Source organism: Alphaproteobacteria bacterium, from assembly GCA_017308135.1.
Taxonomy (GTDB): Bacteria; Pseudomonadota; Alphaproteobacteria; order CACIAM-22H2; family CACIAM-22H2; genus Tagaea.
Genome location: JAFKFM010000009.1, coordinates 603,403 through 628,100, shown reverse-complemented (window position 1 = coordinate 628,100; position 24,698 = coordinate 603,403). Strand labels below are relative to the sequence as shown.

Genomic DNA, 24,698 nt, shown 5'->3' with positions numbered 1-24,698 from the left:
AAGCGCAAATGAAAGTCAATAGCAGTTCGGGATTTAATTCCGGGGCTGGGGCGGGGAAATCAGCGCCGTCCGAACAGTTTTTCGATATCGGCGAGTTTGAGTTCGACGTAAGTCGGGCGGCCGTGATTGCACTGGCCCGAATGCGGTGTGGCTTCCATCTGGCGCAGCAACGCATCCATCTCGGGGCCCGACAGGCGGCGGCCCGCGCGCACCGAGCCGTGGCAGGCCATCGTGCCGCACACATCGCCGAGGCGTTCCTTGAGTGATAGTGCGGCGCCATGCTCGGCGATTTCGTCGGCGAGATCGCGCAGCAAGCCGCGCACATCGACCTCGCCGAGTAGTGCGGGCGTTTCGCGCACGGCGATGGCGCCGGGCCCGAACGCCTCGATGGCGAGGCCCAATTCGCCAAGCTCGTCGGCGCGTGCCAGCAGCGCCGCGCAATCCTTGTCGCCGAGTTCGACGATTTCGGGAATCAGCAGCGCCTGGCGCTTCACGCTACCGGCGGCGAGTGCCGCCTTCATGCGCTCGTAGACAAGGCGTTCATGCGCCGCGTGCTGATCGACGATGACGATGCCGTCGCTGGTTTGCGCGACGATATAAGTCTCGTGCACCTGTGCGCGCGCCACGCCGAGCGGCAGATTGCCGGTCGCAATGGCCGAAGCTTCGGGCATCGGCGCGGCAGGCGGGGCGCTGGGCGCCAACGGTGCATGATATTCGTAGCTGCGCTCCGCCAGATCGGGCGTCGTTCCACGCGGACCCGGGGCCGCGAACGCGTATTGCGGTGGCGGCAGGGTTTGCGGGCGGACCAGATCGATCGCCTCGACCGCGACGGATGTGGCGGCACGGAAACCCGCGCGATCCAACGCCTCGCGCAGACTGCCGACGATCAGCCCGCGAATACGGGCGGGATCGCGGAAGCGCACTTCGGTTTTTGCCGGATGCACATTGGCGTCGACCAGATCGGTGGGCAGCGTCAGGAAAAGCGCGAGCACCGGATGCCGGTCGCGCGCCAGAAAATCGGCATAGGCCCCACGCACGGCGCCCGCCAGCAGCTTGTCGCGCACCGGGCGGCCGTTGACGAACAGATATTGGTGCTGCGACGTCGCGCGATTATAGGTCGGGAGCCCCGCATGACCGTCGAGCTTGATCGGGCCTTCGTCGGCCTCACGCTGGGCCAGCACGTCGACGGCGCTGCCGAGAAACTCCTTGCCCACGACGGCGGCGATACGGTCGAGGCGCGGGGCGGGCGGCAGTTTCAGAATCGTGCGCCCGTCCGATGTCAGTTCGAAGCCGATCTCGGGATGCGCCATGGCGAGGCGCGCGATCGCGTCCTCGCAGGCCTCGCGTTCGGCGCGTTCGCCCTTCAGGAATTTAAGGCGCGCGGGCGTGGCGTAAAAAAGATCGCGCACTTCGACGCGCGTCCCCGGCGGATGCGGCGACGGCACCGGCTTGCCCTTGCGCCCGCCTTCGATCGCGATCGACCATGCATCGGCCGCATCGCGCGCGCGGCTGGCGATGGTCAATCGCGCCACGGCACCGATGGAGGGCAAGGCCTCGCCCCGGAAGCCCAGCGTGCGGATCGCGAGTAGATCGTCGTCCGGCAGTTTCGACGTCGCGTGCCGCTCGACGGCAAGGCCGAGCTCGTCCGGCGACATGCCCTTGCCGTCGTCGGTGACGACGATGGCGGCACGCCCCGCTTCGGAAAGATTGACCGCGATGCGCGTCGCACCCGCGTCGATCGCGTTTTCGACGAGTTCCTTCACGGCCGCCGCCGGCCGTTCGATCACCTCGCCCGCCGCGATGCGGTTGACGAGGGTTTCGGGCAGGCGGCGTATCGTCACGCCATGCCTTTCAGATAAGCGCGCGCCAGACGCTTGCCGTCTTCCACGGCCGGCTGGTCGAAGGGCTCGACGTCGAACAACGCCGCGGCGATGACGGTTTCGAGCATGAAATGCATCATCAACGCGCCCAGCGTCGTTTCGTCGAGCGTGGGCAGCGTGAACAGGCGCACCGGGCGGCCGCGCCGCGCCAGGGTTTCGACCGTCGCGCGCCACGACACGTCGAGCAGATCGCCCATCGTGCGGTTCTCGAGCCAGTCGAGCGACGAATCGCCCAGCGCGTCCTTCGAATAGCGGGGACCCGCCCCCTTGGTTTCGCGCGCGACGACGGTGACGAGCTTGTCGGCCGGGCCGTCGAGCCACAGCTGCAACTGGCTATGCTGATCGACGGTGCCGAGTGCCCGGATCGGCGTCGTGCCGTGGCCGCCTTTGCCCAGGCTTTCGGCCCAGAGCTGCGCGTACCATTGCGCGAAGGGTGCAAGCGCGTCGACATAGGGGCACAGCACACTCGTGCGCACGCCGCGCGCGTTGAACGCGGCGGCCAGGGCGGCCCCTTGCGCGGGTGCCGAGGACAGCGGATCGGCGAGGGCCGCGTCGCGCGCGATCGCCGCACCCTTGCGCAAAGCGCGGATGTCGAGGCCGAGCAGCGCCGCCGGAATCAAGCCCACGGCGGACAGCACGGAGAAGCGCCCGCCCAAAGTCGTCGGATGATCGACGGTCGAAAGCTTGTAGCGCTTGGCCAGCCGTGCGAGCGCGTTATCCGTCGGTTCGGTCAGCGCGATGGCTTGGGCGGCCGGATCGGCGAGCTTGGGCAGAAGCGCATGCGCTTGCGACAATGTCTCCGCCGTACCGCCGGATTTGGAAACGATCAACGCGCCGGTGGTCTTGGGATCGAGATCGGCGACGAGGCGTTCGAAGGCGAAAGGATCGACATTCTCCGCCACGATCAAGCGCGGCTTGCCTTTGACGCCCAGCCCCGTGCCCGCATCGGCCAGCGCCGCCAGCGCGCGCGCGCCCAGGCTCGACCCGCCCGTTCCGAGCAGCACGACGGTCGAAAATTTCGACAGCGTCTTGGCCGCCGCTTCGATGGCGGCGAGATCGTCGGTGCGGTCGGGCTGGTCGAGGAACGCGTAGGTGCCCTTGCCGACCGCTTCGCGCAACGCCGCGACCGTGTCGCGCGTCTGGTCGAGCCAGGTTTCGAGGACTTGGCGGTCGAAACCTTCGACCAGATCGAAGCAATGGCGAAGGTCCTGGCGATAGGGCAGGGAATTTGTCATGTGCGCACCGGAATCGGATATGGGGCTATCGTACGCCCTGAATATAGGGAGGCGTAGTCCCTATTCCGAGGGCTGAATGCCTTGCGGTTCGCCCGCCAGCACGACGATCATTTTGGCGGGGTCGTAGAGCCGGCGCGCCGCGCGGCGCGCTTGTTCCGGCGTCACCGCGTCGATTCGCCGTTTGCGCTCCGCGAACCAATCGCGCCCGCGCCCGTCGAGCCGTGCCGCGACCAAAAGCCGCGCGATGCGGTCGGAGCGGTCGAATTGCAGCGGGAAGGACCCGTTGAGGTAGTCTTTGGCGCCCTGCAATTCGGCGTCGGTCGGGCCTTCCGCCCCCATGCGTGCCCAATCGGCGCGCACGAGTTCGAGCGCGCGGGCGATGCGCCCGTTTTCGCTGGAGAAACTGCCCTGCACGATCGCCGCGCGGTCGTAAACGGCGAGGCCCGTGCCGACGCCGTAGGTCAGGCCTTCGCGTTCGCGCACGCTGAGCATCAGGCGCGAATTGAAACCGCCGCCGCCCAGCACGTAGTTGACGAGGGCCGCCGCGAAGAAATCCGGATCGTCGCGCTCGATGCCTTGCTGGCCGAAAATGGCGAAAGTCTGCGTGGCCGGCCGGCGGATAATCAGCGTGCGCGCGGGGCCGGCGATCTCGATGCGCGAGATCTCGACCGTTTCGGCTTTCGCGGGCAAGGCGCCGAAGGCGCGGTCGAGCAATTGGCCCAGGCGCTCCGGCGTAACGTCGCCCACCGCCGCGACGACCAGATTGTCGCGCGCATAGCGCTTGGCCAGCTGCCCGCGCAGATCGTCGATCGTGATGGCGCGCACCGTATCGGCCGTGCCCCGCGATTGGCGCGCATAGGGATGATCGCCCAGCGCCGCCTTTGCGAAAGCGCGCCGCGCCAGCGTCTGCGGGTTGGCGTCTTCCTGCGCGATGCCTTGCAGGATGCGCGCGCGCACGCGTTCCACGTCGCGCGGGTCGAAGCGCGGCTGGGTCAGCGCCAGCGCCAGCAAATCGGCGCCGCGATCGGCGTCGCGCGACAACAGGCGCAAGCCACCTTGCAGCGTATCGGTGCCGGCCGAAAAGCCGAGCGAGATCGAGCGATCTTCAAGCGCGCGCGCGAAACCTTGCTGGTCGAGATCGCCGGCCCCCGATGTCAGCAAATCGGCGGTCATCGCGGCGAGGCCAAGTCTGTCGGCCGGATCGGCGGCCGTACCGCCGCGCCAGGAAAACTCGAGGGCGAGGACCGGCAAGGCCGGATCGCGGATCAGCCAGGCGACGATGCCGCCCGGGCTGCGCACTTCCTCGATATTCTGCGCGCGCGCGGGGGCGAGGGCGACGACGCACAGAAACGCGATCAGCAGCAGCTTGCGCATCACGACCCCGGCTTGGGCAGCAGCAGCCCGGTCGTATGGCCGTCCTGCGACAGGATCGCGCGCAAAGCGGCGTTGACGCGTTCGGGCGTTACGGCGGCGATGCGCGCGGGCCAAGATTCGACCCAGGCGACGTCCTTGCCGGTCGTGAACGCGATGCCGAAAGCGCGCGGGGCGGCTTGCACGCCGTCGCGCGCGAAGATCGCTTGGTCGAGCGTGCGGGCTTTGGCGCGTTCCACTTCCTCGGCCGGAAGACCGTCGCGCAGAATGTCGCGCAACGTCACTTCGATCGCGGTTTCGAGTTCGGCGGGCGAGGTGCCGTCGCGCGGGCTCGCGAAAATCCAGAACGACGACAGATCGAAGGCCGAGCCGTCAAAGGCCGCGCCGATTCCCGAGGCGAGCGGCTTGTCGTGGACGAGCGCGCGCACCAGCAAGCTGGTCGGCCCGCCGCCCAGAATCTCGGCCGCGATTTCCAGCGCGTCGACCGCGTCGCGGTCCAGCACGTTCGGCAGATCGCGATTATGCGAAGGCGCATGCCATGCGCGCGACCAGGACGGCTGGCGCACGCGTGAATCTTTGAGTTCGACGCGCTTGGCGGCGATGGCCGGCGGTTCCTGCGGACGCACGCGCTCGGGCACGGCCTTGCGCGCGACGGGGCCGTAATAACGCTCGGCGAGCGTTTTCACCTGCTCGGCCTTCACGTCGCCCGCGACGATCAGCATCGCGTTATTTGGCGCGTACCATTTGCCGTACCAGTCGAGCGCGTTTTGGCGCGTCAGCGCCTGCATCTCGTGCTCCCAGCCGATGATCGGGCGGCCATAGGGATGATTGACGAACAGCGCCGCCATCAACTGCTCGCGCAAGCGCGACGACGGGCGCTGATCGACGACTTGGCGACGTTCCTCGACGATCACGTCGCGCTCGGGCAGCACTTGCGCGTCGGCCAGCACGAGATTGGCCATGCGGTCGGCTTCGATGCGCATCATGTCTTCCAGCCGGTCGCTGGCGACGGTCTGGAAATAGGCGGTGTAGTCGTGGCTGGTGAAGGCGTTGTCGCGCCCGCCGAAGCGCGCGACGATGCGGCTGAAATCGCCCGGCGGCACGGATGGCGTGCCCTTGAACATCAGATGTTCGAGGAAATGGGCGATGCCGGAGACGCCCTGGACTTCGTCGGCCGCACCGGTCTTGTACCAGACCATTTGCGTGACGACCGGGGCGCGGCTGTTTTCGATCACCACGACCTTCAGGCCGTTGGGCAGATCGAAGGTCTTGGGCTCGAACACTTGCGCATGCGCAGCGCCGCCCGCGATCAGGCTTGCGACGACGCCGAGTGCGGCGAGGAAACGGTTCAGAAAATCCCCTCGAGCCAGCCGCGCTGGCGCTTGCGCACCGTGGCGACGCTGCCGTCCGACGCCGGGCGGCCGGTCGCGGCGGCTTCGCGCAGGCGCTGGGATTCGCGTGTCGCGTCGAGCTGTTCGCCCTGGCCCGGCGTGTTGGCGCGCCAGAACATCAGCCGGTCGACGAAGCTGCGATCGGCTTCGGCGAGCTGCGAGGTTTCGCGGTCGAGCTGTTCGCGGATATTGGCGTCGACCTTGTCGCCGCCCGTTTTGGTGACCAGCGCGTGTTCGCCGGTCGAGCCCGGGCCTTGCTGGCCGGCGGCCGCGTTGCGCGCGGCGGCGCTGTTGCCGAACACGGCGACGCGCGCTTGTTCGGTGGGCGATTGTTCTTGCGGGCGCGCCGTGCCGGGGGCGGGCGGGCGCAGGCCGAAATCGGGCGGCAGGGTCAAGGGTGCCCGCGTCACGACGTTGAATTCGTCGGGCGACACCTTGTCCCAGCCGATGGCTTTGCGCGTGTCGGCGCAAGCGCCCAACGTCAGCGCCGCGACAAGGCCGGCGGCGGCGAGGACGAAGCGGGACGGGATCGATCGCGTGTTCATCCGCTTATTTTACCCGATTTGTCGCCGGCCGTAAAAGCATCCCAAAACAGGCAGGCCACGCCGATGGTAATCGCCGCGTCGGCCACGTTGAATGCCGGCCAATGCCAGCCAAAGGCATGAAAATCCAAGAAATCGAACACCGCGCCGTAGCGCAAACGATCGACGATGTTGCCGATCGCCCCGCCGATCACCAGCCCCAGCCCGAGTAGAATTACGGGGGTCTCGGCGCGGGCGAGCCACACGCCAAGCCCGATCACGATCGCGGCGGCGAGGCCGACGAAGATGAACGACGCCTCCGACGAGCCCGAATTGAACAGGCCGAAGCTGACGCCGTAATTCCACACCACGACCAGATTGAAGAACGGCGCCACCTCCACCGACGGGCGGAACCCGGCGATGAGGTAGAGATACATGACGTATTTCACCGCCTGATCGAGGACCAGGACCGACGCGGCCAACGCGAGTCCGCGCTTCAGGTTTTCCGTACGGTTGTTCAAACGCGGTCCACCGCGTCGGCGCAGCGCACGCAAATGCGCGGGTGCTTGGCCACGCTGCCGACTTCCGGCAACACGCGCCAGCAGCGCTCGCATTTATGGCCGTCGGCGATGCCGACCGTAGCGGCGACACCCGGCACTTCGTTCAAGCGGAACGCGCCTTCCGGCTCCGCACCCTCCGCGACCTTGTGGTCGGAGACGATCAGCAACTCGTCCCAGATCTCCTTGGGCAGCGAAGCGTAGAGCGCCTTGTCGGCCAGATGGATCGTCGGATCGGCTTGCAGCGAGGCGCCGATCTTCTTGTCGGCGCGCGCCAACTCGATCGCGCCGGTCACGACGCGGCGCAGTTCGCGAATCTTTTCCCACTTCTCCGCCAGCGCCGCATCGGCCCAGGCCGAGGGCGTTTCGGGGAAAAGCTGCAGATGCACGGATTCGTCGTCGCCGGGATGGCGGGCGAGCCACGCTTCCTCGGCCGTGAAGCACAGCACGGGGGCGAGCCACTTCACCAGACAATCGAAGGCGAAAGCCATCACCGTGCGCGTCGCGCGCCGGCGCAAACTGTCCGGCGCGTCGCAATAAAGCGCGTCCTTGCGCACGTCGAAATAGAAGGCCGACAGATCGACCGCGCAGAAATTATGGAGCGCCACGTAGAAGCGCGTGAAATCGTGCGTCGCCAAGCATTCGCGCAGCAGAAGGTCGAGATCGCGCAGCTTGTGCAGCACGTAGCGCTCAAGCTCGGGCAATTGCGCGACCGGCACGTCTTCCTTGGCGTCGTAGCCTTCCAGCGCGCCAAGCAGATAGCGCAGCGTGTTGCGCAGGCGGCGATAATACTCGGCCTGCTGCTTCAGGATTTCCGGCCCGATGCGCAAATCTTCCGAGTAGTCGGACGCGACGACCCACAGGCGCAGAATGTCGGCGCCGTATTGCTCGATCACTTGCTGGGGTGCGGTCACATTGCCCAGCGACTTCGACATTTTGCGGCCCTGCTCGTCGAGCACGAAGCCGTGGGTCAGCACGGCCTCGTAGGGCGCACGGCCGCGCGTGCCGCAAGCTTCGAGCAGCGAGGAATGGAACCAGCCGCGATGCTGGTCGGAGCCTTCGAGATAAAGCGAGGCCGGCCATTGCAGATCCCAGCCGACGGCCTTGCCCGGTTCTTCCAGGGTGAAGGCGTGGGTCGATCCGGAATCGAACCAGACGTCGATCACGTCGACGATCTGTTCGTAATCGTCGGGGTTGCGATCGTTGCCCAGGAACCGTGCGGGCGGCGAGGAATACCAAGCATCGGCCCCCTCGGCCGCGAAAGCCTGGGCGATCCGCTCGAACACCGCTTCGTCGCGCAGCAACTGGCCGGTTTTCTTTTCGACGAACACGGCGATCGGCACGCCCCAGGCGCGCTGGCGCGAGATGCACCAATCGGGGCGCGTTTCGATCATCGAGCGGATGCGGTTTTCGCCCGAAGCCGGGAACCAATCGGTCGCCGAGATCGCGTCGAGCGCTTTCTGCCGCAGATCGTTCGCCGTCATGGAGATGAACCATTGCGGCGTGTTGCGGAAGATCAGCGGCGCTTTCGATCGCCAGGAATGCGGATAGGAATGCTGGATATAGGCGACGGCGAGCAGCTTGCCGCCGGCATCCAGCGCCTGGATCACCGCCTTGTTGGCGTCGCCGGGCTTGCCTTGCGGCGAGTAAACGCGCTTGCCCGCGAACAGCGCGACATGCGGGTAATAGCTGCCGTCCGCCGACACCGTTTGCGGAATTTCGACGTTGTTCTTGAGGCCGAGCTCGTAGTCGTCCGCACCATGGCCCGGCGCGATATGCACGAAGCCGGTACCCGCCTCGGTCGTCACGAAATCGCCGGTGAAGATTGTGACGTCGAAGCCGTAATAGGGATCGGCCTCGCGCAACGGATGTGCGCACACGGTGCCGGCGAGATCCGCACCCGTCGCGCGATCGTCCATCGACACGTCGACTTCGGCGATCTTCGCCGCTTCGACGAATTCGGTCGTCAGCGCCTTCGCCACGATATAGCGCTGGCCCGGCTTCGCTTTCGATTCCGGGTGGACCGATTTGACGGTCAGCAGGTCGTATTCGATCTCCGCCCCCGCCGCGAGCGCGCGGTTGCCGGGGATCGTCCAGGGCGTCGTCGTCCAGATGACGATCGAAGCCCCCGCATGGCGCGGATTCTTCGGCGTGACGATCGGGAAGGCGACATGGATCGTCGTGCTTTTGTGGTCGTGATACTCGATCTCGGCCTCGGCCAAGGCGGTCTTTTCCACGACCGACCACATCACCGGCTTCGAGCCGCGATAGAGCCCGCCATTCATCGCGAATTTCGCGATCTCGCGCGCGATCTGCGATTCGGCGGCGTAGGACATGGTCGAATAGGGATTCGCCCAATCGCCGATCACGCCCAGGCGCTTGAATTCCTCGCGCTGGATGTCGATCCACTTGGCCGCGAAGTCGCGGCATTCGCGGCGGAACTCGACGATATCGACCTTGTCCTTGTCTTTGCCCTTGGCGCGATATTCCTCCTCGATCTTCCATTCGATGGGAAGACCGTGGCAGTCCCAGCCCGGCACGTAATCGGCGTCCTTGCCCAGCATCTGCTGGCCGCGATTGATCGCGTCCTTCAGAATTTTGTTCAGCGCGTGGCCGATATGCAGATGCCCGTTGGCGTAAGGCGGGCCGTCATGCAGCACGAATTTCTCGCGGCCCTTGGCGGCTTCGCGCTGGCGGCGGTAAAGCCCCATCTTCTCCCAGCGCGCCAGCGTGGCGGGCTCGCGCTTGGGCAATTCGCCGCGCATCGGGAAGTCGGTCTTGGGCAGGAAGACGGTGCTCTTGTAGTCGACGGTCATCGTGCGGTCGGGCCCTTCAGGCGGCTTCGCGAAGACGTGCGGCCATCAGCTGAACGTCGCGGATACCGGGAAAATTCGCCAGCACCAGCGCCACGTGTTCGGCGGCGTTGCTCTCCAATCCCCGGCAATCGACGCGAAGATCGAGCTCGCCGCCCGAAACGCGCGCTTCGAAAAGATCGGGAAGAACGTCGCGCTTGGCGAATTCCTCGAGCACGCGAGACGTAAGGCCCATCACGGGCTCGGCGCGGACGACGTAACGGCGGACGGGTTCGGCTTTAGACGAATGCATGATACGCGGACTCCAAACGGGTCTGTCTCGGGACGAACGAAAACTCCCGGTCCTGGCGAAGGACCGGGCGGATAATTCGCCCGTCGAGAGCCCGATGGAGGTCGTGCGTGATCATCGGCGGCGAATATAGCCGCCTGCACCCGCGCGTCAACAGGGCGGGGACTCAGCCCTTTTTGGAAAGCGCTTCGAGCTGCGACTGCATCGCCTCGAGCTGCTGGCGCAGAAGGTCGATCGATTCGCCGGCCTTCGCCGCCGGAGCCGCCGTGGACGATGTATCCGACGCGGGCGCTTCGGCACCCGGCACGGCGGCCAGGCCCCACATCTTCATCGCGTTCTGGAACAACGCGAGGTTCTGCTTGCCCATCTCCTCCATGGCGCCCACGGAGGAGGGGAAGGGGAACATGCCGCCGAACGCCTGCGACATGGCCGTGCGCATCTGTTCCTGATTGCGCGCGAAGGCGGACATTGAATTCTCCAGATAGCGCGGCACCAGCGCTTGGAGATTGTCGCCGTAGAACGAGATCAGCTGCCGCAGGAACGAGACCGGCAGCATGTTCTGCCCGCTCTTGCCTTCTTCCTCGACGATGATCTGGGTCAGCACCGACCGGGTGATGTCCTCGCCCGTCTTGGCGTCATGGACCACGAAATCCGTGCCCTGCTTTACCATCTGGCAAAGATGGTCGAGCGTCACGTAGCTCGACGTCGCCGTATTGTAGAGGCGGCGATTTGCATATTTCTTGATCTTCACCGGGTCCGAAGCGGCGCCGGTATCCGAAGGGGCGGTCGAGCTGGGTTCCGTCATAGGGTCAGCTTGCCCGCATAACTTCCCTGCGGCAAGTGCGATGCAAAAATGCGGGGGAACTGAGTACCTTTCAAGAACTTAGCTTTCCCGCGCGGGTCAAAGCTTGGGCCCGTCTCGCAATCGCACCTATAGTGGCGCCCGCATGACCGCCGATAAAGACGACGAACCGCCAAGCCTGGAAGCGCTCGCGCAGCGTTATCTCGATCTGTGGCAGGATCAGCTCGCGGCCCTTGCCGCCGATCCCGAAACCTCGCGGCTGATGGGCCGCAGTTTGCAGCTTTGGGCGGGGGCGGGCCCGGCGGGTTGGCAAGCGATCTGGCAGGCCGCCGCCGATGGGCTGAAAGGCCAGCAAGGAAGTTCGTTCGACCATGGCGCCTTCGCCGAATTCTTCAAACAGCCCGCCAGCCCCGCCCAAACGCGTGGGACCGCGTCCGCTGGGGCTGCATCTGGGCACGGCGATGGCGACGTGGCTGAGCTGCGCCGCCGTCTTGCCGAACTCGAAACCCGGGTCGCTCAACTGGCACCCGAGCCTCGCGGAACGCGCGAAGGCGCTGGACAGCGAACGCGCAAACCACGCGCCCGAAAAGTTCCGGGCGGCGATCCAGCGTGAAGCGCGCAAGCGGCTCGCGCAATTCCACGACGGGCTGACGCGCTATCGCAACGCCGCCTATCGGCGTGCGAACGATTATCCGCCGCCGGTCTGGGGCGAAGGCACCACGCGGCTTTACGACTACGCGCCCGACGCGAAACAAGATGCGCGCCCCGTGCTGCTGGTGCCGTCGCTGGTCAATCGCGCCTATGTTCTCGACCTCGACGCCGATAATTCGTTGACGCGGAACCTTGCGGCGCGCGGCTTCCGGCCGTTTTTGGTCGATTGGGCCGCCCCCGGCGACAGCGAGCGCGAATTCGGCCTTGCCGCCTATATCGACATTCGCCTGACCAAAGCGCTGGCGGCGGTCGAAGCGCTGACCAGCGCGAAGCCCGCCCTGCTTGGCTATTGCATGGGCGGCAATCTCGCCTTGGGTTTGGCGACGGCGCATCAATCGCGGCTCGCGGGGCTCGCCTTGCTCGCGACACCGTGGGACTTCCATGCCGAACGCGCGGACCTCGCGAAGGGCCTCGCCGACGCGATCCGGCCGTGGTGGCCGATGATCGATGCGCTCGGCGAACTCCCGCTCGATCTGCTGCAAAGCTTGTTCGCGGCGCAAGATCCGCTGCTCGCGGCGAAGAAATTCCGCGCGCTGTCGGGGATCGACGAAGACAATCCCAAATTCCGCGCCTTCGTAGCGCTGGAAGATTGGTTGAACGACGGCGTTCCGCTGACCGCCCCGGTCGCGCACGAAACGATCGAGGGCTGGTATTCGGAAAACCGCCCCGCGATGGGCAAATGGACGTTGTCGGGCCGGACGATCAATCCCCGCGCCATCGAAATCCCGAATTTCGTGGCGATCCCGGCCCAAGACCGCATCGTGCCGCCCGATTCGGCCCGCGCATTGGTGGGGAAATTGCGCGGCGCCTATACGATCGAACCCGCACTCGGCCATATCGGCATGGTCGTGGGCACGCGCGGGCGCAAGGAATTGTGGGACCCGCTCGCCGCCTGGCTTGGCGATTTGCCGCACGACTGAACCTGCGGCCCGCCTTGCTTGGGGTGCTGCCCCACCGCTATCATTGATGGAACGGGTGCCGTCACGGCGCCGCTTATGGGAGAGACCACATGACCGATATCGTCATCGCTTCGGCGGCCCGCACGCCGGTCGGCAGCTTCAACGGCGCGTTCGGCGCCGTGTCGGCGCATTATCTGGGCCAAGTCGCGATCACCGAAGCGATCAAGCGCGCCAAGGTGGCGCCCGGCGATGTCGACGAGGTGATCATGGGCCAGATCCTGACCGCCGGTCAGGGCCAGAATCCGGCGCGCCAAGCGGCGGTCAATGCCGGCATCCCGGTCGAGAAGACCGCTTACGGCATCAACCAATTGTGCGGTTCGGGCTTGCGCGCCGTGGCGCTGGGCCTGCAAGCGATCGCCAACGGCGATTCCAACATCGTCGTCGCCGGCGGCCAGGAAAGCATGAGCCAGGCGCCGCACGCGATCCATATGCGCGGCGGCGTGAAGATGGGTCAGGCCGAAATGCTCGACACCATGATCAAGGATGGGCTGTGGGACGCGTTCCACGGCTATCACATGGGCACGACGGCCGAGAACGTCGCGACCAAGTGGCAGATCACGCGCGAGGAGCAGGACAAGTTCGCGACGGCGTCGCAGAACAAGGCCGAGGCCGCGCAGAAGGCCGGCAAGTTCAAGGACGAGATCGTGCCCGTTACGATCAAGACGCGGAAGGGCGACGTCGTCGTCGCCGACGACGAATACCCCAAGCATGGCACGACGCTCGACAGCCTCGCCAAGCTGCGCCCGGCCTTCAGCAAGGACGGCACGGTGACGGCGGGCAACGCGTCGGGCATCAACGACGGGGCCGCCGCGATCGTGCTGATGACGGCGGCAGAAGCCAAGAAGCGCGGCATCACGCCGCTCGCGCGCATCGTGTCGTGGGCGACGGCGGGCGTGGAGCCGGCGATCATGGGCTCGGGCCCCATTCCGGCCAGCCGCAAGGCGCTGGAAAAGGCGGGCTGGAAGGTCGGCGATCTCGACCTGATCGAAGCGAACGAGGCGTTCGCCGCGCAAGCCATCGCGGTCAACAAGGATCTCGGCTGGGACACCAGCAAGGTCAACGTCAACGGCGGCGCCATCGCGATCGGCCATCCGGTCGGTGCGTCGGGTGCGCGCGTGCTGACGACGCTGCTCTACGAAATGGGCCGCCGCGACGCGAAGAAGGGCCTCGCCACGCTGTGCATCGGCGGGGGCATGGGAATCGCGATGTGCGTCGAGCGAGCCTAAGCGAACGAACCGGCGGACGGGGCGCGCCGGCGCCCCGTCTTCCGAAAAATAGAACCGGCATCGAACGGGAGATGGGAACATGGCGGGACGGGTTGCGATCGTTACGGGCGGCACGCGCGGCATCGGCGAAGCGATTTGCGTGGCGCTGAAAGACGCCGGCTACAAGGTAGCGGCGAATTACGGCGGTAACGACGCGGCCGCGGCGGATTTCACCAAGCGCACGGGCATTCCGTCGTTCAAATGGGACGTCGCCGATTTCGCGGCTTGCGCCGCGGGCGTGAAGGACGTCGAAGCCAAGCTTGGCGGGCCGGTCGAAATCGTCGTGAACAACGCTGGCATCACGCGCGATGGCACGATGCACAAGATGACCTTCGATCAATGGGAAGCGGTCATCCGCACCAATCTCGGCTCGTGCTTCAATATGAGCCGCGCGGTGATCGAAGGCATGCGCGCGCGCAAATTCGGCCGCATCGTTAACATTGGATCCATCAACGGTCAGGCGGGCCAGTACGGCCAGGTGAACTACGCCGCCGCGAAGTCGGGCATCCACGGCTTCACCAAGGCGCTGGCCCAGGAAGGGGCCGCCGCCGGCATCACCGTCAACGCGATCGCGCCCGGCTATATCGACACCGACATGGTGCGCGCGGTCCCGCCGAACGTGCTCGAAAAGATCGTCGCCCGCGTGCCCGTCGGGCGCCTGGGTAAGGCGTCGGAAATCGCGCGCGGCGTGCTGTTCCTGGTCGCGGACGAGGGCGGGTTCATCACCGGCTCGACGCTGTCGATCAACGGCGGCCAGCACATGTATTGATCCGCGATCCCGGATCGTGGATAGGAAGGGGCCGCCGGGCGACCGGCGGCCCTTTGATTTTGGAGCGCATGGGCGGGACATGAATATCCGGGTGGCAACATCGATCGGGGCGGGCGCCATCGCATTGTGGTCGTCGCTCGCGGTGTTGACCGCGATCGCCGCCCCGCCGCCGTTCTTCGCCTGCGCCGTCGCGTTCAGCATTGCCGCGGGGTTGGGTCTCGCCAAATGCCTGTGGCGGGGCGAAAGCGTCGTGGCGCCGTTTCGCCAGCGCCCCCAAGTCTGGGCGCTCGGGATTTACGGGCTATTCGGTTATCACGCCGCCTATTTTGCCGCGTTGGCGCTGGCGCCGCCGGTCGAGGCGAATCTGCTCAATTATCTTTGGCCGCTGCTGATCGTGTTGTTCGCCGGATTGCTACCGGGCGAGCGTCTGCGCTGGTTCCATCTCGCGGGGGCCGCGTTGGGCCTCGCCGGTTGCGTGCTGGTCGTCGGCGCGGGCGCAGGCGCCAGCGGTTTCGAAGCGTCGCAGCTTTGGGGCTATGGCTTCGCCTTCGCCGCCGCGATCATCTGGTCGAGCTATTCGGTCTTGTCGCGCCGGTTCGGCGACGTGCCGACCGATGCGGTCACGGCGTTCTGCGCGGGCACGGCGCTCCTCGCGGCACTCTGCCATCTGATCTTCGAAAGCGCCTATACGGGTACGGCCGCGCAATGGGCCGCACTGATCGGCATGGGCTTCGGCCCCGTCGGTCTCGCCTTCTATTTGTGGGATGTCGGCATGAAGAAGGGCGACATCAAAGCGCTGGGCGCCGCGTCCTATCTCACACCCATCCTGTCGACCGGCTTGCTGGTGATCGCGGGCGGCGGCCATGCGACGCTCACACTCGCCATCGCCTGCGCGCTGGTCGTGGGCGGCGCGGTGCTGGCATCGAAGGACGTAATTTTCAAACGCTAGGCGCCCAGCCCGGCGGGGCCATTTCGAAGCCCGCGAATTCGAAGGCGGGGCCCACGGTGCACCCGACCAGAGTCCACGCCCCCAGGCTGCGCGCGCTTTGCCAATGCGAGTCGGGTACGAGAAGCTGCGGCGCCTCGCCCTTGTCGAGTGCGGGCCCGAGGATCTGCGTCGTGCGCGTTTTGCCGTCGGCCGAGAGAGCGAGTTCCAGCGGCGCGCCGGCGTAGTAGTGCCAAATTTCCGCCGCGTCGACGCGATGCCAATGCGACACCTCGCCGTCGCGCAACAGGTAGTAGATCGCGGTCATGGCCCCGCGCGTGCCGTCCGGGGCCGCATGCCGGAACGTTTCGCGATAGGCCCCGCCCTCCGGATGGGGGGCGAGGCCGAGTTTCGCGACGATGTCGTCGGCCGTGATCATCCTTGCGGCACGGTCGCCTTGAACGAGGGGCGTTCCTCGAGCTTGGCGATCGCGGTGGCGAGTTTCGGGCGCGTGGCCAGCACGTCGCCGAACACGTTGCGGAACTTCATCCAGCCCAGGCCGCAAGCGACGGCGATCTGGCCGACATTGAGCGGACCGGACAGAACCGACGGATCGCTCTCCAATTGATCGAGGCCTTGCAGGACCTTCTTGGTCTGGCCGTCGATCCATTCCTTCCAATGCAATTCCTTGGGGCGCAAGCCCAGCTCGTAGCGCACCAGAATGCCCGCATCGGTGATGCCGTCGCCCAACGCTTCCAGGCACAGCACCTTCCAGCGCGCCGGGCCCGATTCCGGAATCAGTTTGGCGCCGGAATGGAGGCTGTCGAGATAGGCGCAGATCACGCGGCTGTCGAACAGCTTGTCGCCCGCATCGGTGACCAGCGTGGGCACTTTCATCAGTGGATTGTCGGGGGCGAGTGCCGCGTTGGGCTGGTCGGGGCGCACCGCCATCGGCAGTTTTTCGATCTTCGAATCGAGACCCGCTTCGATCGCGACGATCATCACCTTGCGGACATAGGGGCTGGCGGTGCTGTAGGCGAGCTTCATGGACGGTTCCTTATCGTTATTCGAAGGCGTGAAATTAGCGCGATCCGCGTCCGCTCTCAACGAGGGCGCAGTTCTGCTAAACTCGCGGCTATGTGGACCGACGTCGTCGATTTGCGCGATTTCTACGCCTCGCCTTTGGGCCAGGTGGCGCGCCGCCATGTGGCGGGGCATTTGCGCGCGGTATGGCCCGATGTCGCGGGACAATCGGTGCTGGGCCTGGGCTATGCCGTGCCATATTTGCGTCCGTTCAAATCGCAAGCCTCGCGCGTGCTGGCGATGATGCCCGGCCCGCAAGGCGTGATGCATTGGCCGCCCGAAGGCCCCAACGCGACGGCCTTGGTCGAGGAAGAAGGCCTGCCGCTGCCCGATATGTCGATCGATCGCGTTTTGCTGGTGCATGCGCTGGAACACGCCGAGTCCTTGCGCGTGCTGATGCGCGAGATCTGGCGCGTCTTGTCGCCCGCCGGCCGCGTGCTGATCGTCGTGCCCAACCGGCGCGGCATCTGGGCGCGGCTCGACCGCACGCCCTTCGGCCACGGGCACCCTTATACGGCCGGGCAGTTGTCGCGGCTGTTGCGCGAGAACCTGTTCGTGCCGCAGCAAACGCGGATGGGCTTGTTCATTCCGCCGCTCGGTGGATCGCTGTGGCTGCGCACGGCCAAGGCCTGGGAAGGCGCGGGGCGGCGATTTTTCCCGGCGCTTGCCGGTGTCGCGATCGTCGAAGCGACCAAGACGCTCTACGCGCCCACGCCGGTCAAAAAACGCGTGCTGCTCCGCCGGCCGTCTTGGGTGCCGGAGGGCATGCGCCCGATTCCCAGCCCGCGCCAGCGATGAACCCCCCGCCTTCATTCATACAAGAATTCGCGCCCGCGAAATTGAATCTGTCGCTCGCCGTCGTGGGCAAGCGCGCGGATGGCTATCACTTGCTCGAATCGCTCGTCGCCTTCGCCGATATCGGCGATCGGCTGACGGCCGAAGCTGCGCCGTCGTTTGCGCTGAATATCGACGGGCCGTTCGCCGCGTCGCTCGAGGCGGGTGCGGATAATCTCGTGGCGCGGGCGGCGCATCTTTTCGCCGAACGCCTGGGGCGTCGCGCGGATGTCGCTTTGCGCCTCACCAAGAATCTTCCCGTTGCCAGCGGCATCGGCGGCGGCTCTGCCGATGCGGCGGCCACGCTGCGGGCGTTGTCGAAACTCTGGGCCGCCCCCATTCCCGCCGATCTGCCCGCCAAGCTCGGCGCCGACGTGAAGGTCTGCGTCGCCGGCGTGCCGGCCTGGATGTCGGGCATCGGCGAGATCGTCGAACCCGCCGGCGCCTTGCCCGGCTGGGGCGTCGTGCTGGTCAATCCGGGCATCGCATTGGCCACGCCATCGGTGTTCAAGGCGCGATCGGGTGCGTTCTCCGTCGGGGGGAAGTTCGCGCCGAACCTCTCCAACCTCGCCGCCGCCGGGAACGATCTGGAAGCCCCGGCGATCGCCCTGGTCCCCGCCATCGCCGACGTGCTGGCGGCGCTGCGGGGCCTGCCGGACGTAAGGCTTGCCCGCATGTCCGGCAGCGGGGCGACGTGCTTTGGCCTGTTCGACCGGCCGGAAAGCGCCGCCCTGGCCGCCAAGGCCTTGAAAGCCCAAGCGCCTTCGGCCTGGTGGATCGCAGCGGGCAGGGTGGCATAAGCCCGGGCCCCGTGCCGTTGTCGGCGGCCCGAATGGGTGCTAAACCCCCGCCCCTCACCAGAGTTTTGGTCCGGAAAGCCCTATGTCCCAGAAAGTCGCGCTGATCACCGGTGTCACCGGCCAAGACGGCGCCTATCTCGCCGAGTTGCTGCTCCAAAAGGGTTACATCGTCCACGGCGTGAAGCGCCGGTCGTCCTCGTTCAACACGGGGCGCGTCGATCACCTTTACGCCGACCGGCACGAGCATGGCGTGCGCTTCTTCATGCATCACGGCGATCTGACCGATTCGACGAACCTCATCCGCCTGGTGCAGCAAACGCAGCCCGACGAGATCTACAATCTCGCGGCGCAAAGCCATGTCGCCGTCAGCTTCGAATCGCCCGAGTACACGGCGAACGCCGACGGGATCGGCACGCTGCGCCTGCTCGAAGCGATCCGCATTCTGGGCATGGAGAAAAAGTCGCGCTTCTATCAGGCGTCGACATCCGAGCTTTACGGCCTGGTGCAGGAGCGCCCGCAGCGCGAGACGACGCCCTTCTATCCGCGCAGCCCTTATGCGGTCGCCAAGCTCTACGGCTATTGGATCACGGTGAACTACCGCGAAGCCTATGGCATGCACGCGTCGAACGGCATTCTGTTCAACCACGAAGGCCCGACGCGCGGCGAGACGTTCGTGACGCGCAAGATCACGCGCGCGGTGGCGGCGATCAAGCTCGGCCTGCAAAAGAAGCTCTATCTCGGCAATATCGATTCCTCGCGCGATTGGGGCCATGCCCGCGATTACGTCGAAGGCATGTGGCTGATGCTGCAGCAGGACACGCCCGACGATTACGTGCTCGCGACCGGCGAAACGCAGACCGTGCGCCTGTTCGTCGAACTCGCCTTCAACGAGATCGGCCGCCCGATCGAATGGAAGGGCAAGGGCGTCGACGAAAAGGGGCTGGACGCCAAGACCGGCGAGGTTCTGGTCGAAATCGATCCGCGCTATTTCCGCCCGACGGAAGTCGATTTCCTGCTCGGCGATCCGACCAAGGCGCACACTAAGCTCGGCTGGAAGCACAAGACGACCTTCCCGCAGCTGGTGCAGGAAATGGTCGCGTCCGATCTCAAAATCGTCGAGCGGGAGCGCCACCGCAATGACCGCAGCGGCTGAGTTCGATCTTTCCGGCAAAAAGGTCTTCGTCGCCGGCCATAAGGGCATGGTCGGTTCGGCGATCGCGCGCCGCCTCGCGCGGGAAAACTGCACGATCCTGACGGTCGACAAGCGCGAACTCGATCTTGGCGATCAGGCCAAGGTCCATGCCTGGCTCGCCGCCAACAAGCCCGACGCGGTGTTCCTGGCGGCGGCGCGCGTGGGCGGCATCCACGCCAACAACTCGCGCCCGGCCGAGTTCCTTTACGACAATCTCGCGATCCAGAACGCGGTCATCCACGGGTCCTATCTCGCGGGCGTCAAAAAGCTGCTGTTCTTGGGCTCGACCTGCATCTATCCGCGCTTGGCGCCGCAGCCGATGCACGAGGACGCGCTGTTGACGGGCCCCTTGGAGCCGACCAACGAGTGGTACGCGATCGCCAAGATCGCCGGCCTGAAGATGTGTCAGGCCTATAAGAAGCAATACGGCGTCGATTTCATTTCGTGCATGCCGACCAATCTCTACGGGCCGCACGACAATTACGATCTCGAAATGGGCCATGTACCCGCCGCGACGATCGTCAAGGTGCATCGCGCGGTCACCACGAACGCGCCGACCGTGCCCGTGTGGGGCGACGGCACGCCGCTCCGCGAATTCCTGCACGCCGACGATCTGGCCGACGCCTGCGTGTTCCTGATGCAGCGCTATTCGGGCACGGACGCGTTCAACGTCGGCACGGGCAAGGAAGTCTCGATCCGCGAATTCGTCGAAACGGTCGCGAAAGTGGCGGGCTACAAGGGCAGACTGGAATTCGACACCAGCAAGCCCAACGGCGCCCCGCGCAAGCTGACCGACCCGTCGCGCCTGATGGCGCTGGGCTGGAAGCCCAAATACGACCTCGAAACCGGCTTGGCCCAGGCCTATCGCTGGTACGTGGAAAACCGGGCGCCGAAAGCGGCTTGATCGCGGACGCGTCCGGCGTTAGACAGTCGCGCGCCTGCTGGGGCGTCGCCAAGCGGTAAGGCACCGGTTTTTGGTACCGGCATTCCTAGGTTCGAATCCTAGCGCCCCAGCCACGCTCTCCTATATCGCCGACCGTCAACGCCGCCGTCCCGGATCGGTCGGCGTGATCCGCACGAGCGCTTCGGTGTGCGCGGGCTCGATCGTCGCGACCCATACGAGATAGCGCCCCGGCAAAGGTCGCGCGATCCGCACCAAAGGGTCGAAATCGCGGCCCGGCGCGTCGTCGTTGCAGAGCCAAGCCCCGCCGGGCGTGCGGACGATCAAGCCGATGTCGGCGCCCGACGACGTCGATGCGTGAATGAAGAACTCTTCGCCACCTGCGGCATAATCGACCGATAGAGTCGGGCGCGCCGCGTCGATATGACCCGTGCAATCCGGCCCCAATCGACCGTCCATGAGATCGTCACCGCCGGCTTGCACCAATTGCAGAAAAGGCGCCCCGGCCGAAAGATTTGCCTGGGTGAAGGCGCGCCTTGCGGTCGGAGCGCCTTGAGGGTTGGGGACTTCGCGCCGCGCTGCGGCGGTCGGCCACATCGCTTGTTTCAGCCCGTCAGCCGCCATCGCGCCGAGGGCAAAAGTTTGCAACAGATCGCCCGGCCGGCCGTTGAGACCGAACTGGCCGCGCGTGAGGCCCGCTTCGATGCGCAGAATGTCGCCTTCGATCGCGACGAGCGGCGTTTGCGCCAACACCGCCTTCGCCCGGGCGAAGCGTTCGCGGGCCGCCCGTTCCTCGGCGGTGCCAAAGCTGCGATTTTTGTCGAATGCCGTTTCGAGCCGCGCCGCCGCGACGAGCAACGCTTCCATCGCATCGAGGCTGGCGGTGAAGGCGAGACGCGCCTCCAGCCATTCGAACAACGGCGCGAAACGATCCTTGGGCAACACGACACCGGCCGCCGGCCGGGCTTGCATTGTCAGCTTCAGATCGTCGGGCGCTCGTACGGAGAGCGACAGCCGGTCGACCGCGAATTGCGGACCCGCGGCCACCAATCGCGCACTCAGTTGGGTCAACCGCTCGATCGCCGCCGGATCCGGTTTGCCGAGCGTGGCGACGACGGAATCGAGCGTTCCGATCCAGGCGTTGAACGCCTCGCCGTCCAGATCGCGCAGCGAGACGTCGAGTGCCAAAGCGGGCAGCGCGATGTCGGCGATGGTGGCGGGGCCGATCGTGATGGCGGTGGTCGTATCGACCTTTTCGCCTTTGCGGGTCGTGGTCGAACGAAGATCGAAGGCCGCCAACGTGGCCCGCAACTCTTGAAGCTTGTCGGCGCGCAAATCCGAGAGGTTGAAGGTCAAGCCCTTCAATTCCGATGCGAAGTCGCCGGTCCAGATGAAGGGCCATTCCTGCTTCGCATCGAACGTCAGGCGGTAGGGGCCTGCCGTGACGGTTCCCGAACTCGGCGTCTTCGCCTCGACCTTAAGCGCGCCGATCTCCAGCGCGCCGGTCAGGCGCTGACCATTCGCGATGTCGATCGTACCTTTCAGCTTCGCGTCGCGAATCTCCCCGAAACCGGGCAAGGCGCCGGCTTGAAGGCGGGAAAGCGTCGTTTCGAGCGTGGCGCGCGCCGCGTCGCCGGCGATCCACACAAAGCCGCGATAGCCTTCGATGGCGGCGACGGGCTCGTCCGCGTCGTCGAGTTCGCCGATCCGGCCGTCATAGTCGACGAACCGGAACGCCGCGCCGACCTCGCCCGTCCATTCGACGATCGCGTCGACCGTCAGCCAGGGCGCTTGGCCGGGATATTTCGGAAAATACTTCCGTTCCTCGTCCGGCAGAGGCTTCTTGAAGTCGATGCGCGCGGCGGCGAATTTCCCGACCCACGGGCCATGGCGAACGGGGATGCGTCCGGCGAGGCGGATCTCCTTAAAGCCTTCCTTCTTCGCGATCTCGTCGAATGCGGCGCGCAACGGGTGCTCGCGCGACGGGCGCCATGCGATGTCGTAGATCAGTTCGCCGTCGAAAAGCCGCTTGTCGTAGGCGAAACGCGTGACCGACACGCCGTCGATTTCCAGCAATCGCCGTTCGTACAGTGCGACCTGGGTCGATACCAATCCGCCGATGAAATGCGAGACCCCAAGATAGGCCGCAATGGCGGCAATAACGAGTGTGACTCCGCCGATCAACGCTTTCCGCATTCGATCCCCCGAATCCGTTCCGGATAACCTTAGGGAAATCGATATAATATTTAAATCGAATAATGGTGCGCGGCCGCGGCCACCACCGCCTACCAGCGCGGGCGTTCCAGGCGGCCAAGCGCAGCCGGATTCAAGCGACCGCCGAGAGGCCTTTCTTGGCGACCAATGTCAGCAGTTTCAGCGACGGACCGGCCGGCCGCTTCTCGCCGCGTTCCCACTTGCTGACGAGACCGGTCGTGACGTTGAGGTAACGCGCGAACACCGCCTGGCTCGCGTGTTCTCGCGTACGGATACGGCGAATCTGGGTCGGCGACAATTCCTTGACCGGCGTCAGGCACAATTCGTCGAAGGCCGCCATCGTCCGCTTGTCGACGATTCCGGCGTCCGCGAGGCCGAGCGCGGTTTCATGAACGCTCGCCATGGTATTGCTTCGATAGCTACGCTTCACGGCACTTTACCTCGGTGATTGTTCGGTTCTTTAGCGCGGCTTTGATCTGTTCATCGGACATGGCGAGCATGATATCGGCCAAATTACGAATTGCTCTCAGCTCTTTCGAGTCGATGTTGTCTTTGTCCTTCTTGGCAAATCCGTGAACGAAGAACGCCTTGTCGCCGCGACGATACAAGATGATGCTTCGAAAGCCGCCCGATTTGCCCTGACCCGCACGCGCGATCCGCTGCTTGATGACCCCGCCGCCGAGATCGGCGTCGATAGTTCCCGCTTCCGCGCGCTTCACGACCTCGCAAAGATCGGAATCGGCGATGTCCTCGGCATTCGCAAAGCGGGAAAATGGCTTTGTCTTAAAGACACGCATCCCAGGCCGCTTTCGACGATATAGCACCTAGAGCTATAGCACTAAGGGCCAGATCTGACAATGGCGAGCCCGTGGATGCGTGGCCTACCAGCGCGGGCGTTTGGGGTTCCAGTCGGGCCAGTATTTGCGCATCTCGGTCACGTCGTCGCGCTTGCGCAGGCCGCATTTCTTCCAATTCTCGTGCATCCGCGCGAGTGCGCCGCGATCGAGCGTCACGCCGAAGCCCGGCTTGTCGGTGACGCGCACGCAGCCGTCATGGAACTGGATCAAGCCGCCTTCGATCACGTCGTCATTCGCCCACGGGTAATGCGTGTCGCACGCGTAGGAAAGATTGGGCGTGGCGGCGGCCAGATGCGCCATCGCCGTCAGGCTGATGCCCAGATGCGAGTTCGAATGCATCGACAGGCCGATATCCCAGGTCCGGCACATCGCCGCGAGTTCGACCGTCGCGCGCAAGCCGCCCCAGAAATGATGGTCGGCGAGGATGACCTTCACCGCCCCCTTGGCGATCGTCTCGGGCATATGCTCGAACGCGACCGTGCACATATTGGTCGCGAGCGGCAGCTTCGTCTTGTTCTGCACCGAAGCCATGCCCGAAATCGTCGGCGTGGGATCTTCGAGATATTCGAGAATGCCTTCGAGCTGCGGCAGCAGCTTCAGCGTCGTCTCGACCGTCCAGGCCGCGTTGGGATCGATGCGCAGCGGCATCTGCGGGAAGGCGGCGTGCAGCGCCTTCGACGTTTCGACCTCCAACGCCGGATCGAACACGCCGGCTTTGAGCTTCAATGAGCCGAAGCCGTAGCGCCCGGTCATCTCGCGCGCTTCGCGCAACATTTCCTCGGGCGTTTGCACGTTGCCCCAAGGATCGTTCCAGCCGTCGTCGAAATCCTTATGCCCGGCGAATTTGTAGAACAGATACGCGCTGAACGGCACGTCGCGCCGGCAAGCGCCGCCGAGCAGATCGTAGACCGGCCGCCCGACGACATGGCCCATCGCGTCGAACGCCGCGACCTCCAACGCGCCGAACACGCGCGGCAACATGGTGACGAGGGCTGTACGCGGCGAACCATCGGCGGTGGGCGGCGAGAGCCGGGCGAGCGTATCGCGCACCTGCGCTTGCATGGCGTTGATGTCGAACACGTCGATCCCGGCCAGCGCGTTTCCGCATTCGGCGAGCAGTTTTACCGTCGGATCGTCGCCATAGGTTTCCGACAGGCCGATCGTGCCGTCGTCGAGCACCATCTCGATGACGGAGCGCAAGGCCCAGGGTTCGTGCAGGCCGCCGGCGTTGAGCAGCGGCGGATCGCGGAAGGCGATCGGCGTGACGGTCACGTTTTTGATGCGGGACAAGTGCGTTTCCTCGTGGATGATCGGCATGCGCGTTGTTAT

24 protein-coding genes and 1 tRNA gene are annotated in these 24,698 nt (G+C 65.6%); 9 read left to right on the top strand and 16 right to left on the bottom strand.

The genetic code is table 11. From position 1 onward, the window contains the following. Positions 1 to 59: 59 nt before the first annotated feature. The 10 genes from mutL to J0H39_16300 form a co-directional block, all read right to left on the bottom strand. Positions 60 to 1,841 carry a DNA mismatch repair endonuclease MutL gene (gene mutL, locus J0H39_16345; GenBank protein MBN9498326.1) on the bottom strand — a complete coding sequence of 594 codons (1,782 nt, stop codon included), beginning with the start codon at positions 1,839 to 1,841 and terminating at the stop codon, positions 60 to 62. After that, a complete protein-coding gene (locus J0H39_16340; protein ID MBN9498325.1) occupies positions 1,838 to 3,115 on the bottom strand; it encodes a glucose-6-phosphate isomerase in 1,278 nt (425 codons plus the stop codon). Before J0H39_16340 ends, mutL begins: the two co-directional genes overlap by 4 nt. Positions 3,116 to 3,175: 60 nt before the next feature. Beyond that, positions 3,176 to 4,489, bottom strand: a complete 1,314-nt coding sequence (locus J0H39_16335) for an insulinase family protein (GenBank protein MBN9498324.1) — start codon at positions 4,487 to 4,489, stop codon at positions 3,176 to 3,178. Beyond that, on the bottom strand, positions 4,489 to 5,856 hold the full coding sequence (locus J0H39_16330; protein ID MBN9498323.1) for an insulinase family protein: 1,368 nt from the start codon (positions 5,854 to 5,856) through the stop codon (positions 4,489 to 4,491). Before J0H39_16330 ends, J0H39_16335 begins: the two co-directional genes overlap by 1 nt. Beyond that, on the bottom strand, positions 5,835 to 6,422 hold the full coding sequence (locus J0H39_16325; protein ID MBN9498322.1) for a DUF3035 domain-containing protein: 588 nt from the start codon (positions 6,420 to 6,422) through the stop codon (positions 5,835 to 5,837). Before J0H39_16325 ends, J0H39_16330 begins: the two co-directional genes overlap by 22 nt. Then, a complete protein-coding gene (lspA, locus tag J0H39_16320) occupies positions 6,419 to 7,012 on the bottom strand; it encodes a signal peptidase II (GenBank protein MBN9498321.1) in 594 nt (197 codons plus the stop codon). Before lspA ends, J0H39_16325 begins: the two co-directional genes overlap by 4 nt. Next, positions 6,916 to 9,771, bottom strand: a complete 2,856-nt coding sequence (locus tag J0H39_16315) for an isoleucine--tRNA ligase (GenBank protein ID MBN9498320.1) — start codon at positions 9,769 to 9,771, stop codon at positions 6,916 to 6,918. The genes lspA and J0H39_16315 overlap by 97 nt, the downstream gene beginning before the upstream one ends. A gap of 16 nt (positions 9,772 to 9,787) precedes the next feature. Continuing rightward, the gene (locus J0H39_16310; GenBank protein ID MBN9498319.1) at positions 9,788 to 10,060 is read right to left on the bottom strand and encodes a hypothetical protein; all 273 of its coding nucleotides are present in this window, start codon (positions 10,058 to 10,060) and stop codon (positions 9,788 to 9,790) included. Between the two features lie 163 nt (positions 10,061 to 10,223). Then, positions 10,224 to 10,862 carry a polyhydroxyalkanoate synthesis repressor PhaR gene (gene phaR, locus J0H39_16305; protein MBN9498318.1) on the bottom strand — a complete coding sequence of 213 codons (639 nt, stop codon included), beginning with the start codon at positions 10,860 to 10,862 and terminating at the stop codon, positions 10,224 to 10,226. A gap of 70 nt (positions 10,863 to 10,932) precedes the next feature. After that, on the bottom strand, positions 10,933 to 11,232 hold the full coding sequence (locus J0H39_16300) for a hypothetical protein (protein MBN9498317.1): 300 nt from the start codon (positions 11,230 to 11,232) through the stop codon (positions 10,933 to 10,935). Here J0H39_16300 and J0H39_16295 point away from each other — a divergent pair. From J0H39_16295 to J0H39_16280, 4 genes are all read left to right on the top strand, one after another. Further along, positions 11,231 to 12,490: an alpha/beta fold hydrolase gene (locus tag J0H39_16295; GenBank protein MBN9498316.1), complete on the top strand. Its 1,260-nt coding sequence runs from the start codon at positions 11,231 to 11,233 to the stop codon at positions 12,488 to 12,490. The genes J0H39_16300 and J0H39_16295 overlap by 2 nt on opposite strands. Positions 12,491 to 12,579: 89 nt before the next feature. Next, positions 12,580 to 13,755, top strand: coding sequence for an acetyl-CoA C-acetyltransferase (locus tag J0H39_16290; protein MBN9498315.1), 1,176 nt, complete (start codon positions 12,580 to 12,582; stop codon positions 13,753 to 13,755). A 79-nt stretch (positions 13,756 to 13,834) separates the two neighbouring features. Then, positions 13,835 to 14,563 (top strand): acetoacetyl-CoA reductase, encoded by a 729-nt coding sequence (gene phbB / locus J0H39_16285; protein ID MBN9498314.1) that lies wholly within the window; start codon positions 13,835 to 13,837, stop codon positions 14,561 to 14,563. Between the two features lie 79 nt (positions 14,564 to 14,642). Next, complete coding sequence (locus J0H39_16280; protein ID MBN9498313.1) at positions 14,643 to 15,512, top strand: EamA family transporter; 870 nt, start codon at positions 14,643 to 14,645, stop codon at positions 15,510 to 15,512. On the opposite strand, the gene J0H39_16275 is transcribed toward J0H39_16280, so the two are convergent. Then, a complete protein-coding gene (locus J0H39_16275) occupies positions 15,502 to 15,927 on the bottom strand; it encodes a cupin domain-containing protein (protein ID MBN9498312.1) in 426 nt (141 codons plus the stop codon). The genes J0H39_16280 and J0H39_16275 overlap by 11 nt on opposite strands. Continuing rightward, positions 15,924 to 16,535, bottom strand: a complete 612-nt coding sequence (locus J0H39_16270) for a glutathione S-transferase N-terminal domain-containing protein (GenBank protein MBN9498311.1) — start codon at positions 16,533 to 16,535, stop codon at positions 15,924 to 15,926. The genes J0H39_16275 and J0H39_16270 overlap by 4 nt, the downstream gene beginning before the upstream one ends. Positions 16,536 to 16,625: 90 nt before the next feature. Between J0H39_16270 and J0H39_16265 the strand changes: the two genes are divergently transcribed. The 5 genes from J0H39_16265 (at position 16,626) to J0H39_16245 (ending at position 20,414) form a co-directional block, all read left to right on the top strand. Further along, positions 16,626 to 17,369, top strand: a complete 744-nt coding sequence (locus tag J0H39_16265) for a methyltransferase domain-containing protein (GenBank protein MBN9498310.1) — start codon at positions 16,626 to 16,628, stop codon at positions 17,367 to 17,369. Continuing rightward, a complete protein-coding gene (locus J0H39_16260; protein MBN9498309.1) occupies positions 17,366 to 18,205 on the top strand; it encodes a 4-(cytidine 5'-diphospho)-2-C-methyl-D-erythritol kinase in 840 nt (279 codons plus the stop codon). The genes J0H39_16265 and J0H39_16260 overlap by 4 nt, the downstream gene beginning before the upstream one ends. An 82-nt stretch (positions 18,206 to 18,287) precedes the next feature. Beyond that, positions 18,288 to 19,358 carry a GDP-mannose 4,6-dehydratase gene (gene gmd / locus J0H39_16255; protein ID MBN9498308.1) on the top strand — a complete coding sequence of 357 codons (1,071 nt, stop codon included), beginning with the start codon at positions 18,288 to 18,290 and terminating at the stop codon, positions 19,356 to 19,358. Next, a complete protein-coding gene (locus J0H39_16250) occupies positions 19,342 to 20,301 on the top strand; it encodes a GDP-L-fucose synthase (GenBank protein ID MBN9498307.1) in 960 nt (319 codons plus the stop codon). Before gmd ends, J0H39_16250 begins: the two co-directional genes overlap by 17 nt. A 38-nt stretch (positions 20,302 to 20,339) precedes the next feature. Beyond that, positions 20,340 to 20,414 (top strand) — tRNA-Gln (locus tag J0H39_16245). Positions 20,415 to 20,436: 22 nt separating this feature from the next. Here the strand turns inward: J0H39_16245 and J0H39_16240 are convergent. From J0H39_16240 to J0H39_16225, 4 genes are all read right to left on the bottom strand, one after another. Then, the gene (locus J0H39_16240) at positions 20,437 to 22,494 is read right to left on the bottom strand and encodes a DUF945 family protein (protein MBN9498306.1); all 2,058 of its coding nucleotides are present in this window, start codon (positions 22,492 to 22,494) and stop codon (positions 20,437 to 20,439) included. 130 nt (positions 22,495 to 22,624) lie between these two features. Beyond that, positions 22,625 to 22,942, bottom strand: a complete 318-nt coding sequence (locus J0H39_16235) for a DNA-binding transcriptional regulator (protein ID MBN9498305.1) — start codon at positions 22,940 to 22,942, stop codon at positions 22,625 to 22,627. Next, positions 22,932 to 23,309: a type II toxin-antitoxin system RelE/ParE family toxin gene (locus J0H39_16230; protein ID MBN9498304.1), complete on the bottom strand. Its 378-nt coding sequence runs from the start codon at positions 23,307 to 23,309 to the stop codon at positions 22,932 to 22,934. The genes J0H39_16235 and J0H39_16230 overlap by 11 nt, the downstream gene beginning before the upstream one ends. A gap of 84 nt (positions 23,310 to 23,393) precedes the next feature. After that, positions 23,394 to 24,686: a glucarate dehydratase gene (locus J0H39_16225; GenBank protein ID MBN9498303.1), complete on the bottom strand. Its 1,293-nt coding sequence runs from the start codon at positions 24,684 to 24,686 to the stop codon at positions 23,394 to 23,396. Between the last annotated feature and the right edge of the window lie 12 nt (positions 24,687 to 24,698).

Bases quoted from the DNA above. Each gene is read 5' to 3' on its own strand.
- J0H39_16300 (MBN9498317.1), bottom strand. From the start codon at position 11,232: ATGGTCGAACGAACTTCCTTGCTGGCCTTTCAGCCCATCGGCGGCGGC.
- J0H39_16275 (MBN9498312.1), bottom strand. From the start codon at position 15,927: ATGATCACGGCCGACGACATCGTCGCGAAACTCGGCCTCGCCCCCCAT.
- J0H39_16225 (MBN9498303.1), bottom strand. From the start codon at position 24,686: ATGCCGATCATCCACGAGGAAACGCACTTGTCCCGCATCAAAAACGTG.
- gmd (MBN9498308.1), top strand. From the start codon at position 18,288: ATGTCCCAGAAAGTCGCGCTGATCACCGGTGTCACCGGCCAAGACGGC.
- J0H39_16280 (MBN9498313.1), top strand. From the start codon at position 14,643: ATGAATATCCGGGTGGCAACATCGATCGGGGCGGGCGCCATCGCATTG.
- J0H39_16260 (MBN9498309.1), top strand. From the start codon at position 17,366: ATGAACCCCCCGCCTTCATTCATACAAGAATTCGCGCCCGCGAAATTG.
- J0H39_16335 (MBN9498324.1), bottom strand. From the start codon at position 4,489: ATGCGCAAGCTGCTGCTGATCGCGTTTCTGTGCGTCGTCGCCCTCGCC.
- J0H39_16295 (MBN9498316.1), top strand. From the start codon at position 11,231: ATGGCGCCTTCGCCGAATTCTTCAAACAGCCCGCCAGCCCCGCCCAAA.
- J0H39_16340 (MBN9498325.1), bottom strand. From the start codon at position 3,115: ATGACAAATTCCCTGCCCTATCGCCAGGACCTTCGCCATTGCTTCGAT.
- J0H39_16315 (MBN9498320.1), bottom strand. From the start codon at position 9,771: ATGACCGTCGACTACAAGAGCACCGTCTTCCTGCCCAAGACCGACTTC.
- J0H39_16240 (MBN9498306.1), bottom strand. From the start codon at position 22,494: ATGCGGAAAGCGTTGATCGGCGGAGTCACACTCGTTATTGCCGCCATT.
- phaR (MBN9498318.1), bottom strand. From the start codon at position 10,862: ATGACGGAACCCAGCTCGACCGCCCCTTCGGATACCGGCGCCGCTTCG.
- phbB (MBN9498314.1), top strand. From the start codon at position 13,835: ATGGCGGGACGGGTTGCGATCGTTACGGGCGGCACGCGCGGCATCGGC.
- lspA (MBN9498321.1), bottom strand. From the start codon at position 7,012: ATGCGAGCGCTGCTGGCGCGTGTTGCCGGAAGTCGGCAGCGTGGCCAA.
- J0H39_16265 (MBN9498310.1), top strand. From the start codon at position 16,626: ATGTGGACCGACGTCGTCGATTTGCGCGATTTCTACGCCTCGCCTTTG.
- J0H39_16325 (MBN9498322.1), bottom strand. From the start codon at position 6,422: ATGAACACGCGATCGATCCCGTCCCGCTTCGTCCTCGCCGCCGCCGGC.
- J0H39_16230 (MBN9498304.1), bottom strand. From the start codon at position 23,309: ATGCGTGTCTTTAAGACAAAGCCATTTTCCCGCTTTGCGAATGCCGAG.
- J0H39_16270 (MBN9498311.1), bottom strand. From the start codon at position 16,535: ATGAAGCTCGCCTACAGCACCGCCAGCCCCTATGTCCGCAAGGTGATG.
- J0H39_16310 (MBN9498319.1), bottom strand. From the start codon at position 10,060: ATGCATTCGTCTAAAGCCGAACCCGTCCGCCGTTACGTCGTCCGCGCC.
- J0H39_16290 (MBN9498315.1), top strand. From the start codon at position 12,580: ATGACCGATATCGTCATCGCTTCGGCGGCCCGCACGCCGGTCGGCAGC.
- J0H39_16250 (MBN9498307.1), top strand. From the start codon at position 19,342: ATGACCGCAGCGGCTGAGTTCGATCTTTCCGGCAAAAAGGTCTTCGTC.